Source organism: Kitasatospora sp. NPDC091276, from assembly GCF_040684355.1.
Classification (GTDB): domain Bacteria; phylum Actinomycetota; class Actinomycetes; order Streptomycetales; family Streptomycetaceae; genus Kitasatospora.
The window spans coordinates 125349-139144 of the sequence record NZ_JBFBFU010000021.1; the positions used below are offsets into that span (position 1 = coordinate 125349).

A 13796-nucleotide genomic window follows, 5' to 3' on the forward strand; every position below is an offset into this window, starting at 1 on the left:
CGTTGATGTGATGGAGTCCTGTCGGCATCACGGCAGAGACGCTCCCGCAGTGCAGCGGGAATGAACCGTCGACGGCAGCGAGTGTTTGCTGGGTCGCTTTCCCCGCGTGTGTGGGGCTGACCGGTGCCCCGCCACCCTGAACCGGGATGGCGGGGCAATCCGGTCGATCGAGCTACACGATCCAATCGCGGGTGCTAGCGTCGGGTTCGGCATTGGGGTTCCAACTCCCTTGTCGGACAAGCGCGATCATACGAAGTGATGGGCAGGGCATTGCCGCGAACGCACCCTCCGGCCCTGGTCGAGCAGCGCCCCAGCTGGGACCCACGGAGAGAGCCGTGCATTCCCGCGGTGACGCCCGAAGGCGCCAGGATTCCTTTATCGTTGTGCGAACTCCTCGACCAGGCCGACAGTTTGACGACAATTGACTGCCCGACCCCGGGCGAGACAGTCGCCGTCATCGAGTTCGTCATGGCCATCTGCTTCGCTTCCGATACCTGTCCGAGCACACCCGAGGAGTGGCGGGAGTGGATCCGTGACGAACGCAGTCTCCGCTCCGCAGCCGAGTGGCTGGCCGGTGAGCCGGACGAGCACTGGGACCTGTTCCACCCCGAGACGCCCCTCGGGCAGAACTCCCTTCTGGCCCCCTCCTTCGACGAGAGCGGCACGGGGACCGCGCAGTTGGTCATCGAGCGGGCCGGTGACTACAACCAGTTCTTCGACCACCACCACCTCGAGGACGGCGAGCCGCTGCCAGCGGCCGACGCGTTCCGAGCCATGCTCGCCCAGCACGTGTACGGCACGTACGGCAGGGCAAGGATCACCGGCAGGATTCTCGGACCCACCGTCACCAACTTGTCCACCGGGCGGTTGCAGGGACGGATTCGGGTCGTTCCCCTCGGCCGTACGTTCGGCGAGACCTTGCGGCTCAACCTCTATCCGCCCGAGGGAGACCCGGGCCGGCTCAACACCTCCTGGACCAGTGGTTCCGTGAGCCGCCGGAACTTCGCTGTGCGGGCCCGCCCTCGGGTGCCGGAGAGCCCTGCCGACCTGCACAGCGCGCTCGGCCGCTCCGTCCTGTTGCGACCGAAGCGCGATGCGGACGGTGCGATCGTCGTCGACCGCGTGTTGATCGGAGCCGGCGAGGTCCTGGAACTCGACCCGGAAAAGCACATGCAGGACGCCGTGTTCAGCCGGACCACCGGCGGAGAGGTCAAGCCCCTGTGGCCGTCGCCCACGCGCGCCCTCTGGCAGGAGGCGCACGCCCTGTACAGCGCGGTGAAGGACGCACAGCCCGGTCTCTACGCGCGACTGCGCTCGCTGCCGCACAAGCGGGAATGCCGGGGCGCGCCCTACCACTTGTGGGCCGTCGGCCTCGTCTCCAACAAGACGCTGCCGGTCTCCTGGACGGACGGCTACTTCCCTTACGCCCCAGCGATGGAGGTGCAGCTCTACCGTGCGTCCCGGCGGGGCTCGCGCATCGCCGAGTACCTGGCGTGGAGTCTCAAACGGGCGGCGATCCTCGCCTCGGAGAAGGTCCACTCGGCAGCGCGGCCGGCCGACGAGGCCCGGCAGATATCCCGGTTCGACGCGCGGTGGATGTTCTGGCCCGAGGCTGCCAAGCCCTTCGACCAGTTGCTGGAGGCAGTGATCGATGAGGGGTACGACAACCCGGGAGATCCGGTCGCGCCCCTGCTCCTGGAGTACACGCAGACCCTCACCGGTCTGGCCCGTACCCACCTCGTCTACCGCCTCGACACCCTCCCGCCCAATGAGCGGGGCTTCCAGGCCAGGGCGGACGCCCTGAAGCGTTTCGAGGACGACATCAGCCATCCGAAGGCCCCGGCCGAACTCCGGGGGGAGACCGCCCATGACTGAGGACAGCCCCCGAGACGGGTACCCCGTCGCGGACGCCTTCCCGCACGACAGCGCCGCACTGGTTGCCTGGCTCACCACCCTGGTGCGCAACCGCGAGTACGGCACCCTGGCCAACCTGCGCCGGGCCAGGGGCCGGACGAACGCGCACATCCGGGCCGGCTGGTACGGCGGTGAGAGCCACCGCGACCTGTTCGAGCGGATGGCCTTCCTCTTCGCGCTCTACCACCAGGGCCGTTCGACGCCGGCCTACGGCTACGGGAGTCTTGGTTCGGCGGCGGCGCGCATCGGTGACAGCGTAGGACGGGGCCCGGGCGACCCGGGCGCGCAGCGGCTCGTGGACCGGGTGGTCGTCAGCCGGAGAGTGCCGTGGCGGCACCTTCAGCACACGATCGTCCGGCTCCGGTCCTGTGACCGGCTCCCGCCCTCCTGGACCCGGCTCACCGAGGACCTGATCCTCTGGAACGACCGCAAGGCCCGCATCGCCTACCAGTGGTCGGTCGACTTCCATGCCCCGGTCCACCGGAGCCGGCCGTCCGGCAGTTCGCCGCAGAGCCGGTAGGCCGAGGCCGGGCAGGACCAATGGGCCCGGTTCGTCAGACCGGTAGGCCAAGCACGACACGTACACGATCCCGACCGACCATAAGGACGCGACCGCGTGACCGCAGACGCTCGAAGCCCGTTCCTCTCGCTGCACCTCCTGGAGACGCTAGTCGCCGTGCTCCCGGTCAGAGACGAGAACGGTCAGCCCAAGTCCCTCGTGTACGGCGGGTTCGAACGGCACATGATCACCAGCCAGGCCCGGCGACGAGCCGAGCGCGTCTACGCCCGCAACCGGGCCAACGCCGGCATCGGCGCCCTCAAGGGCCGGAGCATGGGCACCCGGACAAGGGAGTGGGCACTCCTCACCGCGGCCGAACTGTCGTCCGGGAACGGCTGGGAGAAGGAGGAGGCCCTGATCACGGCGCGCGCGGTGATCGAGGCGAGCGGCTTGAAGTTCGGCGACCCGGCCAAGAAGACGGTGGCCAATCTGACCAAGGTGCTGATCTTCGCGCCCGCCGACGCAGGCACCAGGATCGCCCGGCACATCGCCGAGAACGCCGACGAGATCCGGCCGTGGCGCGACAGTTACCTCGCCGGCCAGCAGAAGGCCTCGAAGAAACCCCGCCGTGGCGCGGCGAAGAACACTGAGGAGCAGGAGAACGACGACGCGCAGGCGGCCACGGAGTCCGATACCACAGGCCTCCCCCCTCTCCCCAAGAGCACGCGCAACGCCGTTCTGCTCGCCATCGCGCCCCGTGACGCTGTGGACATCGCCCTCTACGGGCGCTTCCTCGCCGAAATCGCCGACTCTCCCAATGTCGACGGGGCGGTGCAGACCGGCCATGCCTTCACCGTGCACGCCGCAGAGCAGATCGAGGACTTCTACGCGGCGGCCGACGACGCGAAGCTCGACCGTAAGCGCAACGCCCTCAGCTTCCTCGACACGGCGGACGACGCGGGCGCGGGCATGACCGGGTACCAGTCGCTGATCTCCGGGACCTTCTACCGGCACGCCGTCCTGGACCGCCGACAGCTTCGCGCCAACCTCCAGCAGGCCGGAATGGAGGCGGAGGAGGCGGAGGAGGCGGCGACCGCCGCCGAGGCGGAGTTCGTCAACGCCTTCGTCGAGGCCGTCCCGGAGGCGAAGAAGAACTCCACCGCCTCCACCGGCTCGCTGCCGGCACTCGTGCTCGCCTTCGAGGGCGAGCGCCCGTACAACTACGCTGCCGCCTTCCAGAACCCCGTGGACGAGAACCCCGAGAGCAGCGGCGGCGAGGGCCCGGCAGGCCAGGCGGCGGTCCGCCGTCTGATGCGGCACCACCTCTTCGTCAGCAAGCGCCGCGGCGACCTGCGGTCCGCGCGCGTCCTCACCTACGCCCCGGAGATCGCGGACCTCCTGGAGACGGTCGACCCCACCGGGGCAGTGGACGTCGTGGACTCCATCGAGGACCTCACGCCGTGACCGACGCCCCTGCCACGACCGCTCCTACTGCGAGGACCGGTTCCACCGCGACGACCGACGCACCGCAGCACGTTCTGCTCATCAGGTTGGCCGGGCCGCTGCAGTCCTGGGGCATCAAAGGCCGGTTCGCCCAGCGCGACACCCACACCCGGCCCACCAAGTCCGGAGTGATCGGCCTCTGTGCGGCAGCCCTCGGCCTTGACCGGGAGGATCCGCTCGACGAACTCGGGTCCGTCCTCTTCGGCGTTCGCGCCGACCGCCCAGGAACGCCCATGCGGGACTACCACACCGTCGGGGGCGGAAGGTATCCCGTCCGCCCCCGCGACCTCGTGACGGACCACCGCCGGGCCGCGGCCCTGGAAGCGCTCGGGGAGCAGAGAGAGGGAACGACCGCATCCTTCGGCAGCCACGCCCTGGCATCCTGGTACGGCGCACCGAAGCGGATCGCGGCGGACCCCCGTTCCGGGGCGCTGGTCGCAGGTGAGGTGAGCCGCCACGCCATGATCACCGAGCGCTGGTACCTGTCCGACGCGGCCTTCCTCGTCGGCCTCCAGTACTCCGACCGCGCACTCCTCGAACGGATCGCCCACGCACTGGAGCACCCGAAGCGCCTGCTCTGGCTGGGCCGCAAATCCTGCCCGCCCTCGGGCGACCTCTTCGTCGGCATCGCCCCGGGCGCCCTGTCGGAGGTCTTCGAAACCCGGGCGTTGCTCCCGGCAGCCGACGACGGGCAACCGCCGCCGAACGTCAGCCAGACCCGGTGGGCCTGGATCGAGAGCCCGCACCCGCTGCCGGGCGTCGGGCCGGTCCGCGACCAGCCCGAGAGGTTCCTCGCGAGCGGCCCCGTCCACCGGCAGCGCTGGGAGTCCCGGCACCGCATCACCATCGCCCCGCACGCCACCGAATGGGACATCATCCCGTGAACACCCCGCGCACAACCGAGCCCGTTCCCGCCAACAAGACGGCCAGATTCGTCGCCACGCACACCCTGATCACGTTGGACGCCAGGCACCCGTTCACTGCCAAGTCACTGATCGACGCCCAAGAGATGCACCGGACCGTCATGAGTGGCTTCCGCGGCTGGGTCGACGACGGAAGCAGGGACGCCCGCGCCCAGATGAAGGTGCTCTCCAGCTGGACCGTCGACCTGAGCACCGCCCGGCTCTCCCTGGTCGTACAGTCCGCCGTACCCGGTGACTGGAGCGGCCTGCCCAGAGCGGCATTGGTCGAGCCGCCGCACAGCCTGGTGGTGGACCGCACCTTTCGCGTCGGGGACCGACTCGACTTCCGCACGGTCGTCAATCCGGTCAGCAGCCGACCGGCCGGGCCGCCAGCGTCCGGAGGCGGCGGAGGCGGAAGGGGTGTACGGGTACCGCACACCCGCCCGGAACACGTGAAGACGTGGTTCGCCCGTCGTCTGCAGCCGTTCGGCGAACCGGCGGTGGCCCCGGACGGAGTGGTCCGGCTCGGTGTCGACTCTGACATGGAACGGCTGGCCCTCCGCATCCTGCCGAAGGTCTCCAGCCAAGGCCCCCACAGGGGCCTGCTCATCAGCCGGGCCGAGATCCGCGGAGCTCTGAGCGTCACGGACCCACAAGCACTCACGGCCGCCCTCACCCACGGCTTCGGCCATGCCCGTGCCTACAGTTGCGGCCTGATCCTGGTCCGATGACTGCCTGATGGTGCTGACCGGGCCGGTCGTACTCGGCGCCGGAGCGGACACCTTGTGGTGTCGCAGCCGTCCTTGTGGCGCCATTCGTGGCTGGGTGCCGCGCAGGACGGTGGCCAAAGTGGTTTCACTTTCAACTATGATGGTGCGGTGACATGCCGGCCACGAGTGATCCGTTGATCTGCTGATCCGCCAGAGGAGTTCCCGTGAGTGATGTGACCACCGATGTGACCGCTGCCCCGGTGCGCCGGCGGGTGTTCATCGACAAGCAGAGCCCTCAGGCCTACCGGGCGTTGCGGGCGACCGCCGAGGCGGCCGGGGTGGGGGCGGCGGAGGCCGGGCTGGACCGCAGGCTGGTGGAGCTGGTCAATCTGCGGGTGTCCCAGATCAACGGGTGTGCCTACTGCCTCAACGTGCACACCCGGGCCGCTCTTCAGGCCGGTGACACCGCGCAGCGCCTGGGCACGCTGCCCGCGTGGCGCGACACCGAACTGTTCACGCCGCAGGAGCGGGCCGCGCTCGCCCTGGCCGAGGTGACCACCGACCCGTCGGACGCCGTCGCGCAGGAGGCCGCCTACGGCGCCGCCCGCGAGGTCCTGACCGATGACCAGATCTCCGCGGTCATCTGGGTGGCGATCGCCATCAACGCCTTCAACCGCGTGTCGATCCTGAGCAAGCACCCGGTGCGCGCGATTCCGGCACAGTGACGGCGCCGCGCGGGCTCGACCCGGTGATCAGGGCGCGGATCGCCGTGGCCACGGGGGCCGGCCGTTCCTGCATGGCGACGTGGCCGACGCCGGGGAGGGTGAGGAGGCGGGCGTCGCGGAAGGCCGCGTAGGCCCGGGGCGCCGTACGGAAGGGGACGAGGGCGTCGTCCCGGCCGTAGACGAGCAGGGTGGGGGCGGTGACGCGGCGCGCCAGGTGCCAGGCGGAGGCCTCGCCCCGTCGCAGGAACGCGTGGACCACCGAGCGCACACCTTCGGCCAGCATGTCCTGCGCGTACGGCAGTTCGGCGCGGCGTCGGCGCTCGCGCGCCTCCACCGACCGCTGTTCGGTGCCGACGAGGGCGGGGTTCGCGTAGATCAGGTGGTAGAGGTCGTCCAGTTGGCGGTCGGGGCTCTGGGCGGCCAGGAGGCGGGAGTGCAGCCGGGGCGCGCCCGGCAGGCCGAGCAGGGCCACCCGCAGGGCCGGGGCGGGCGGGAACGTCGGCAGCACGGGCGAGATGAGGGTCAAGGTGGCGACCAGGTCGGGTCGTTGGGCGGCGAGGCGCAGTGCGATCAGGCCGCCGAGCGAGTTGCCGACCAGGTGCACGCGGTGGTGCCCGGTCCGGTCGAGGTGACGGGCGACGGCCGCGGCCTGGCGTTCGACGGTGACGTCGCCGTCGGGCGGGGGTGCCGACCTTCCGAAGCCCGGGAGGTCGAGGGCCAGGCAGTGCGCCGAGGTCCGCAGCAGGTCGATCAGGTGGGCCCAGTTGTGGGTCCAGCCGCCCAGTCCGTGCAGGAAGACGGCGGTGCCGGCGGCCGGAGCGGGGCTGCGGACGTACTCGGCGGCGAGGGGGTGGTGCATGGTGGTCCGTTTCTTCGGGGCGGGTCCGCCGGCCTGCTCAGCGGCGCAGGGGTGGCCCGGCCGTCTCGGTGAGGGCGAGCCGGTAGTGCTCGACGAGGCGATCGCCGACCGTCTCCCAGCTGCGCTGCGTCGCTGAGGCACGGCCCGCCCGCCCGAACGCCGCCCGCAGTTCGTCGTCGCGGGCGAGACGTTCGACGGCCTCCCGGAACCCGTCCGCCGCGCCGGGTGGGACGAGGAACCCGGTGTGCCCCGGGCGGACGAGGTCGAGCGGTCCGCCGGCCGCCGGGGCGACGACGGGCAGCCCGCTCGCCATGGCCTCCTGGAGGGTCTGGCCGAAGGTCTCGAACGGCCCCGCGTGGACGAAGGCGTCGAACGAGGCGTAGAGCCGGGCGAGTTCGTGCCCGGACCGGAGGCCCAGGAAGACCGCGTCCGGGAGTACGGTCTCCAGCCGGGCTCGGCACGGGCCGTCGCCGACGACCACCAGCCGAACCCCCGGGATCCGGGACACCTCCGCCAGCCGGTCGACGTGCTTCTCCGGCGCCAGACGTCCGACGTACCCGACCAGGACGTCTCCGGGGCGGCCGAGACGCCGGCGCAGGGTCTCGTCACGGTGGCGGGGGTGGAACCGTGCGCAGTCGACGCCGCGCGGCCACAGGTGGACCCGGGGGATGCCGTGCGCCAGCAGGGCGCGCAGCGAAGCCCGCGACGGTGCCAGCGTCCGCGCGGCCAGGGAGTGCACCCGTCGCAGCCGCCACCAGGCGAGCCGGGGCCCGGCCGCGCCCAGCGCCGGCAGGTAGGTCCTGGCGTAGGCGGCCAGATCGGTCTGGTAGACCGCCACGGACGGGATCCCCGCCCGGTCGGCCGCCGCGGCGCCGACCGCCCCGAGCGCGAACGGGCTGGCCAGGTGGACCACGTGCGGGCGGTGCCGCTCGATGGCGTCGGCCACCCCGCGCCCCGGGAGCGCTACCCGCACCTCCGGGTAGCCGGGCAGTGGCACCGACGGGACGCGGACCACCTCGTAGCCGTACGCCCGATCGCGGCGCAGGTCGCCCGCGTGCCGTCGCGCGGCCCGCGCGGCTGGTGCCCGCACGGCGGGTGCCACCACCACCGGGGTGTGGCCCCGGGCGACGAGGTGTTCGGCGGTCCGGAGGACGCTGTGGGCGACACCGTTGAGCTGCGGGGCGAAGGACTCGGTGACGATCAGGACGCGGAGCCGTTCGCCGCCGGGGGCCGGGCCGTCCGCGGTGCGCGCCGCCGGCCCGGACAGGACTCCGCTCACCGTACCGCCGCCCCCGATTCGGGCGCGGCCTGCGGCTCCGGGGCGGTCGGCCGGGTCGGCTCTGGAGCGGAAGGCCGGGTCGGCGGGCCCGACTGCGCCGGGTCGCCGGAGAGCGAGCGGCCGATGGCCCGCAGGTCCCGCAGGATCTCCCGCAAGCAGGCGACCGGGCTCGCCTCGCTGTACGGCACGCCGATCTGGGCGCAGTAGTCGCGCACGATGCGCGAGGCGGGGCGCAGTGCCGCCACCGGCATGGCCGGGAAGAGGTGGTGCTCGATCTGGTAGCCGAGGCCGCCGAAGAGGAAGTGGACGAACCGGCCGGCCCGCAGGTTGCGCGACGGCAGCACCTGCCGGCGGAGGAAGTCGGCGCGCTCCGCGTCCGGGCCGGTCATCGGCATGCCCTTGTGGTTGGGCGCGAAGATGCACCCCAGGTACACGCCGAGGACCGCCCCGAACAGTACGGCGAAGGCCAGCGCCTGGATCGGTGCGAGGACGACGGCCAGGAGGGCCACCGCCAGGGCGTAGTGCAGCGCGGCGAGCGTGCGCTCCAGGGCCGGGTACCGGACGGTGCCGCGGGTCAGGGTCAGGCAGGTGGCGACGAGCAGCCCGAGCGCCTGGAGGGACAGCAGCGGGAAGAACAGTTCCGCCTGGTACCTGGCCGCGAGCCGCCTCAACCCTCTTGTCCGGCAGGCCTGTTCGGTGGTCCGGGCGAAGAGGAGGGAGTCCGCGGCCGGGTCGTGACCCTCGCGGTTCGGGTGTGCGTGGTGCCGGTTGTGGTCGCTCACCCACCAGCCGTAGCTCATGCCGACCACGAGGTTGCCCAGCACGATGCCCGCCAGGTCGGTCGCCCGCCGGCCGGCGAACACCGCGTGGTGGGCGACGTCGTGCCCCAGCAGCGCCAACTGGCCGAGGACGAAGGCGAACAGGGGCGCGAGGCACAGCTGCCACCAGCTCGCGCCGAGCGTGACGAACCCGGCCAGGAGCAGCGCCAGGGCGGTGAACAGCGCGGCGCTCCGGCCCGCGTAGTACAGGGGACGCCTGCGCAGCAGACCGGCGTCGGAGACGCGTCGGTGCAGCTCGGCGAAGTCGCCGCGCCGGGTGGTCCCGGTGGGCGGGGTGTCCTGAACGGTCATGCCACCATTCCGGTCTCGGGTCGCTCCGGTCGCTCCGGTCGCTCGTGCCCGCCGCGCCGCGAGGCCCCGGGCAGGGTGGCGTCAGCCTTCCGCATCCGAACCGCCGTTGTCTCGGCGCTTCGCCGTGTCGCGGCCGGAGGTGGCCCGATCGGGTGGCGGCGGGCCCGGCTGGTCCGTCATGCGTCCGATCACCGCTCGCCCGTTCGCCCGTTCGGCGTCCGGAGGGGCGGCCTGCACCAATCGCTCGAACGGGTGATCGGCGCCTGGTGAACCTCCGGGCGCCCGGTCACTCCTGGCGACCTCATCTGTTGCGGACCGTGATCGGGTGGGTGAGGGTCGCGCTGGGGAATCCGTGCGGCGCCGACGGCTTGCGGCCGCCGCTGACCTGTCAGGAGCAACGGATGTCACGCGTCTCCCGGCGCCGCGCCATGTGCGCGGTGCCGCTCGCCTGTCTCGCCCTCACCGGCCTGCCCGCCGGAGAAGCCCCGGCCGTCGCGAAACCGGCGGCCCCGGCCGCCGCGGCCCAGCCCCGTTACGGCCAGACGCCCGGTTCGTACTCCTCCTGGACCATCACCGGCGACACCGTCCTCACCGAGGTCACCTTCCGCAACACGGTGGTGACCACCCCCGGCGACGGTGACGTCTTCTGGTCGAGCCAGTTCAACTTCGACGGGAACCTCTCCTACATCGGCTTCCAGGACAAGCAGCAGAACGACGGCCTGTTCAACTGGTCCACCTGGGCCGACACCGAGCTCCAGTTCGCCGACGGCACCCAGGGCTCGCACTGCTGGAACAGCACCGGCGAGGGCCAGCACCTCCAGTGCGCCAACAGCACCGTCAACCAGGGCCGCCCGGTCACCGGCCACACGTACGCCTTCCAGGTCCGGATCGACCCCGCCACCCACTGGGTGACGGCCACCGTCACCGACGAGACCGCCGGCACCTCCTTCGTCCTCGGCTCGGTCCTGCTCCCCGAGTCGCAGCAGATCAAGCACGACTGGAACAGCTGGGTGGAGTACTTCGACTGGAACAGGCCCGCCTACGTCTGCAACGACAACGCGTACTCCGAGAACCGCTGGGGCCCGATGACCGGCAACGGCGGCACCCTCACCGCCACCAACACCGGCACCTCGACCAGCGGTGCCTGCGACGACATGATCCGCCAGCGGAAGCAGCCCGACGGCACCCTGCTCACCGAACTCGGCCTCGGCCAGTCCGCCCGCTGGCCGCTCCGGTTCGCCAACGGCGCCTGCCTCGACCGCGGCGGCACCAACGGCGCCATCAGCTACCGCTGCGCCACCACGCCCAACGCCAACCAGCTCTTCGTCTTCGCCCGCGACGGCAGCCTGCACACCGCCCAGGGCAACGAGTGCCTGGCCGCACCCGCGGCCGTCGGCGGCCAGGTGGTGCGCGCCGCCTGCGACGGTTCCGCGGCCCAGCGGTGGAGCTACGACGGTGCCCGCCGGGCCGTGGTCAACCCCGCCGGCTGGGCGCTCACCTCCAGCACCGCGGGGCGCAACGGGGACCCGGTGACCGCACGGCCCGCCGACGGCAGCCCTGAGCAGACCCTCACCGCGGTCGTGCGGACGGATGCCTAGCCTTCCTGTCCCGTGAGGTTGGGGGTTACCGGGGTGCGGCGGCCTGGCGCAGGTGGCGGCTCACGTCGCCGACCAGCGTGAGGCGGACCCGGCGCTCCGCGAACTGCCATTGGCCGCGCCGGAGTTCGAAGCGGTCGTGGTGGCGGGCGGCGGCGATGGGCTGCGAGGGGAAGCCGGGCAGGGCCTGGAGGGCGGTGACGTATGAACGCGCGACGGCCGTGCCCGCCGGTTCGTCGACCTCGACGGAGAGGTTGGTGGTGACGTGCGGGGTGCGCGGGTGCCGTCCGCGTAGACGACCTGCGGGCCGGCGTTGGTCTGGCCGGCGAGCGTGATCGGCCGCCCGTGGTCGAGCGACAGTACGTGTCGGCGTCGTCGGCCCCGCGCCACACCTGGATGAGGTCACTGTCGTCGGCGCGCGCCTCGCCCATGATGCCGCTCGCCGCGACGGGGACGTCGTCCTCGATCTCGTCGGCCCACCTGCTGCTCTCACCGGGCGCCTCGGCGTACGCCGAGGAGTTCGAGAACACCAGGACGGCGAGCGCGGTCGTCACGGTGACGGCGGCCAGGCGCCACGTGGACGGGGGAGTGGGGGCGGGAGGCCGGGGCGATGGGCGTCCGACGTCCCGCGGCACTGTCGGTCACAGCAGCGGGCGGATCCGGATAATCGCTGGTCACGCCGTCCGTGGCGGGCTAGCCTCGCTGCTCGTGACTGACTGGTACAAGATCTACTCCGACGCATGTGCGGTGCCCCCGGGCGGCGATCTGGACGAGCTCACCGCAGAACTGGCGGAGTGCCTGCGGGATCCGGACCCGGAGGTGCGCGACGGCTACCCGTACGTCGTGCTGCGGACCTGGATCGAGCGCGACGTCATCGACGGCGACCGGCGGCTCCGCCTGGGCGATGACATGGCGGCCCGCTTCGCGGCCGGTTCGCCGATTCAGGCCCGCACGTTCGCGCCGCTGGTCCTGGACATGATCGTCAGCCGCGGGGACCTCCGGCAGGAATGGCTGGACGCGTTCACCCGCTGGTACCCCGCGGAGAGCGATCTGCGCGGCCACGACGCGCAGTTGGGCTGGCTGCACGCGGTGGCGCACGGCGCCGACCTGCTCGGTGCCCTCGGCTGCCACCGCGAGGTCGAACCGGTCGAGATGCTGGACCTCGCGACCGCCCGGCTCCTCGCGCCCACCGACTACCTGTACGCCGAACGGGAGGACGACCGGCTCGCCCGTGCGATCGCGCTGACCCTCACCAACCCGAAGCTCACCGCGGACCGGTCCGTCGCCTGGCTCGACGACATCGGCGCCGACTTCCGGGCCGTGGCCCGGGGCACCACCCCGACATACGTGTCCAACGCGCTGCGCACCCTGCGGATGCTCTACCTCCTCACCGACCTCGGCGTCCCGCCGAAGCCGGGGCAGCCGCCTCGTCAGGTCCCGCATCGCGACGCGGTCAAGCGGCGGCTCGTCGAAGTACTGGCGGACGACGCGAAGTCCGTCGGCTGACAGCCCCGTGCCGCGAGCCGTCCGGGCCTCCACGCCGTCGCCCGCCGGTGCCCTCCTCCCGCTACCGGATCCTCTTCTCGACGATCGCGTGGTCGGGGAAGAGACCGCTGCGGGCTCCGTTCCAGTTGATGTCGATGCTGAACTCGTTGACGGTGGCGTTGATCGCGGGGGTGTCCGTCGACGGCGCCAGGGCGCCGGCGGGCTGGCGCCACCCGTCCCAGGTGCCACCGCCGGTGGAGGAGGTGTTGATCCAGACGTAGCCGTCGGCCCCGATGCAGGCGAGCATCTGCCGGCGCTGGTTGGCGTACTGGGGGTCGCCCGGGGCGACGGTGTAGTCCTGGTACCCCATCCGCGCGGCCGACACCCCGGAGATGCACACGGCCCCGCCCGGTACCTGGCTCGCGGTTCCGGTCGCCCCGGTGGCGGGGTTGCGCCAGATCTGCCAGACGTGGTTGTCGGTTCCGACCAGGTAGATGTGCTCCATCTCGCCGCCCGCCGCCTCGTTCCAGGTCATGATCGGGCTCGGTCGCCGGGTGCCCGTCGTGCCGCTTCCCTGCGGCCCCACGTGCCACTGGCTGTTGGGGAAGCTGATCGCGGTCTGCGAGCGGGTGCCGTCCGGGCGGGTGTGCACGCTGGTGATCCGGTAGAGGCCGTTGACGTCCGCCCAGTCGAAGAGCACCGTGCTGCCCAGGCTCTCCAGGGAGATGCCGCCCCAGGCGGCGGCGTCACCCTCGATGCGGTGCCACGGCTCCCACTGGTTCGCGGACGGGTTCTGCACGGCGGTCCAGTAGATCTGGTTGTCCACCCCTTGGTGGGCGACCATGACACGGTCCTGCCACTGCACGATGGCGGGGGAGTAGTAGCTCTGGGCCTGGAAGCCGCCCAGCGGCTGCCAGGCGCCGTTGTTGAACCGGAACCAGATGCCGTTGTCGAGGCCCCTGGTGACGTCGTAGGTGTTGCCGTTGACCGTCACCGTCTTCATGTGGGACAGGCTGCTGACGCCGACGCCCCGCCAGTCCAGTTCCACCGCCCCGGCAGGGGCCGGGGCGGCCAGGAGCAGGACGCCTCCGGCCATCGCGGCCGCGATCGTGTTCCCCACCCGGCGCAACGCCGTCGTCCGTCGCAGCGGGTGAGCAGTTGTCCGGTGCACTTCGGGCTTCCTTTCGCTGAGGAT

General features: G+C 71.8%; 13 protein-coding genes. 8 read left to right on the forward strand and 5 right to left on the reverse strand.

Features of this window, described 5'->3' with window-relative positions; translation table 11 throughout:
• Positions 1-258: 258 nt before the first annotated feature.
• From AB0O19_RS25680 to AB0O19_RS25705, 6 genes are all read left to right on the forward strand, one after another.
• Positions 259-1875: a type I-E CRISPR-associated protein Cse1/CasA gene (locus tag AB0O19_RS25680; protein ID WP_363622706.1), complete on the forward strand. Its 1617-nt coding sequence runs from the start codon at positions 259-261 to the stop codon at positions 1873-1875.
• Positions 1868-2434, forward strand: a complete 567-nt coding sequence (gene casB / locus AB0O19_RS25685) for a type I-E CRISPR-associated protein Cse2/CasB (protein ID WP_363622708.1) — start codon at positions 1868-1870, stop codon at positions 2432-2434. The genes AB0O19_RS25680 and casB overlap by 8 nt, the downstream gene beginning before the upstream one ends.
• Positions 2435-2530: 96 nt before the next feature.
• On the forward strand, positions 2531-3877 hold the full coding sequence (locus tag AB0O19_RS25690; RefSeq protein WP_363622710.1) for a type I-E CRISPR-associated protein Cas7/Cse4/CasC: 1347 nt from the start codon (positions 2531-2533) through the stop codon (positions 3875-3877).
• Between the two features lie 74 nt (positions 3878-3951).
• Entirely contained in the window at positions 3952-4800 is an 849-nt protein-coding gene (gene cas5e / locus AB0O19_RS25695) for a type I-E CRISPR-associated protein Cas5/CasD (protein ID WP_363622779.1), read from the forward strand.
• Entirely contained in the window at positions 4797-5549 is a 753-nt protein-coding gene (locus AB0O19_RS25700; protein ID WP_363622712.1) for a type I-E CRISPR-associated protein Cas6/Cse3/CasE, read from the forward strand. The genes cas5e and AB0O19_RS25700 overlap by 4 nt, the downstream gene beginning before the upstream one ends.
• Positions 5550-5752: 203 nt before the next feature.
• Entirely contained in the window at positions 5753-6253 is a 501-nt protein-coding gene (locus tag AB0O19_RS25705; RefSeq protein WP_363584402.1) for a carboxymuconolactone decarboxylase family protein, read from the forward strand.
• On the opposite strand, the gene AB0O19_RS25710 is transcribed toward AB0O19_RS25705, so the two are convergent.
• The 3 genes from AB0O19_RS25710 to AB0O19_RS25720 all read right to left on the reverse strand — a co-directional run bounded on the left by AB0O19_RS25710 (position 6198) and on the right by AB0O19_RS25720 (position 9521).
• Entirely contained in the window at positions 6198-7112 is a 915-nt protein-coding gene (locus tag AB0O19_RS25710; RefSeq protein WP_363622714.1) for an alpha/beta hydrolase, read from the reverse strand. The genes AB0O19_RS25705 and AB0O19_RS25710 overlap by 56 nt on opposite strands.
• A gap of 37 nt (positions 7113-7149) precedes the next feature.
• Entirely contained in the window at positions 7150-8316 is a 1167-nt protein-coding gene (locus AB0O19_RS25715; RefSeq protein WP_363622781.1) for a glycosyltransferase family 1 protein, read from the reverse strand.
• A 71-nt stretch (positions 8317-8387) separates the two neighbouring features.
• Positions 8388-9521, reverse strand: a complete 1134-nt coding sequence (locus AB0O19_RS25720) for an acyl-CoA desaturase (protein ID WP_363622716.1) — start codon at positions 9519-9521, stop codon at positions 8388-8390.
• Between the two features lie 401 nt (positions 9522-9922).
• Here AB0O19_RS25720 and AB0O19_RS25725 point away from each other — a divergent pair, with 401 nt between their 5' ends.
• Positions 9923-11119 (forward strand): ricin-type beta-trefoil lectin domain protein, encoded by a 1197-nt coding sequence (locus AB0O19_RS25725; RefSeq protein ID WP_363622718.1) that lies wholly within the window; start codon positions 9923-9925, stop codon positions 11117-11119.
• 25 nt (positions 11120-11144) lie between these two features.
• Here AB0O19_RS25725 and AB0O19_RS25730 read toward each other — a convergent pair whose 3' ends face one another.
• Positions 11145-11609 (reverse strand): nuclear transport factor 2 family protein, encoded by a 465-nt coding sequence (locus tag AB0O19_RS25730; protein WP_363622719.1) that lies wholly within the window; start codon positions 11607-11609, stop codon positions 11145-11147.
• A 215-nt stretch (positions 11610-11824) separates the two neighbouring features.
• Between AB0O19_RS25730 and AB0O19_RS25735 the strand changes: the two genes are divergently transcribed.
• Entirely contained in the window at positions 11825-12622 is a 798-nt protein-coding gene (locus tag AB0O19_RS25735; protein ID WP_363622721.1) for a DUF2785 domain-containing protein, read from the forward strand.
• A gap of 61 nt (positions 12623-12683) precedes the next feature.
• Here AB0O19_RS25735 and AB0O19_RS25740 read toward each other — a convergent pair whose 3' ends face one another.
• Positions 12684-13772 carry a hypothetical protein gene (locus AB0O19_RS25740; RefSeq protein WP_363622723.1) on the reverse strand — a complete coding sequence of 363 codons (1089 nt, stop codon included), beginning with the start codon at positions 13770-13772 and terminating at the stop codon, positions 12684-12686.
• Positions 13773-13796 lie beyond the last annotated feature (24 nt).

Coding starts and splice junctions, on each gene's coding strand:
- AB0O19_RS25680 (WP_363622706.1), top strand. CDS start 259: ATGGGCAGGGCATTGCCGCGAACGCACCCTCCGGCCCTGGTCGAGCAG.
- casB (WP_363622708.1), top strand. CDS start 1,868: ATGACTGAGGACAGCCCCCGAGACGGGTACCCCGTCGCGGACGCCTTC.
- AB0O19_RS25710 (WP_363622714.1), bottom strand. CDS start 7,112: ATGCACCACCCCCTCGCCGCCGAGTACGTCCGCAGCCCCGCTCCGGCC.
- AB0O19_RS25720 (WP_363622716.1), bottom strand. CDS start 9,521: ATGACCGTTCAGGACACCCCGCCCACCGGGACCACCCGGCGCGGCGAC.
- AB0O19_RS25725 (WP_363622718.1), top strand. CDS start 9,923: ATGTCACGCGTCTCCCGGCGCCGCGCCATGTGCGCGGTGCCGCTCGCC.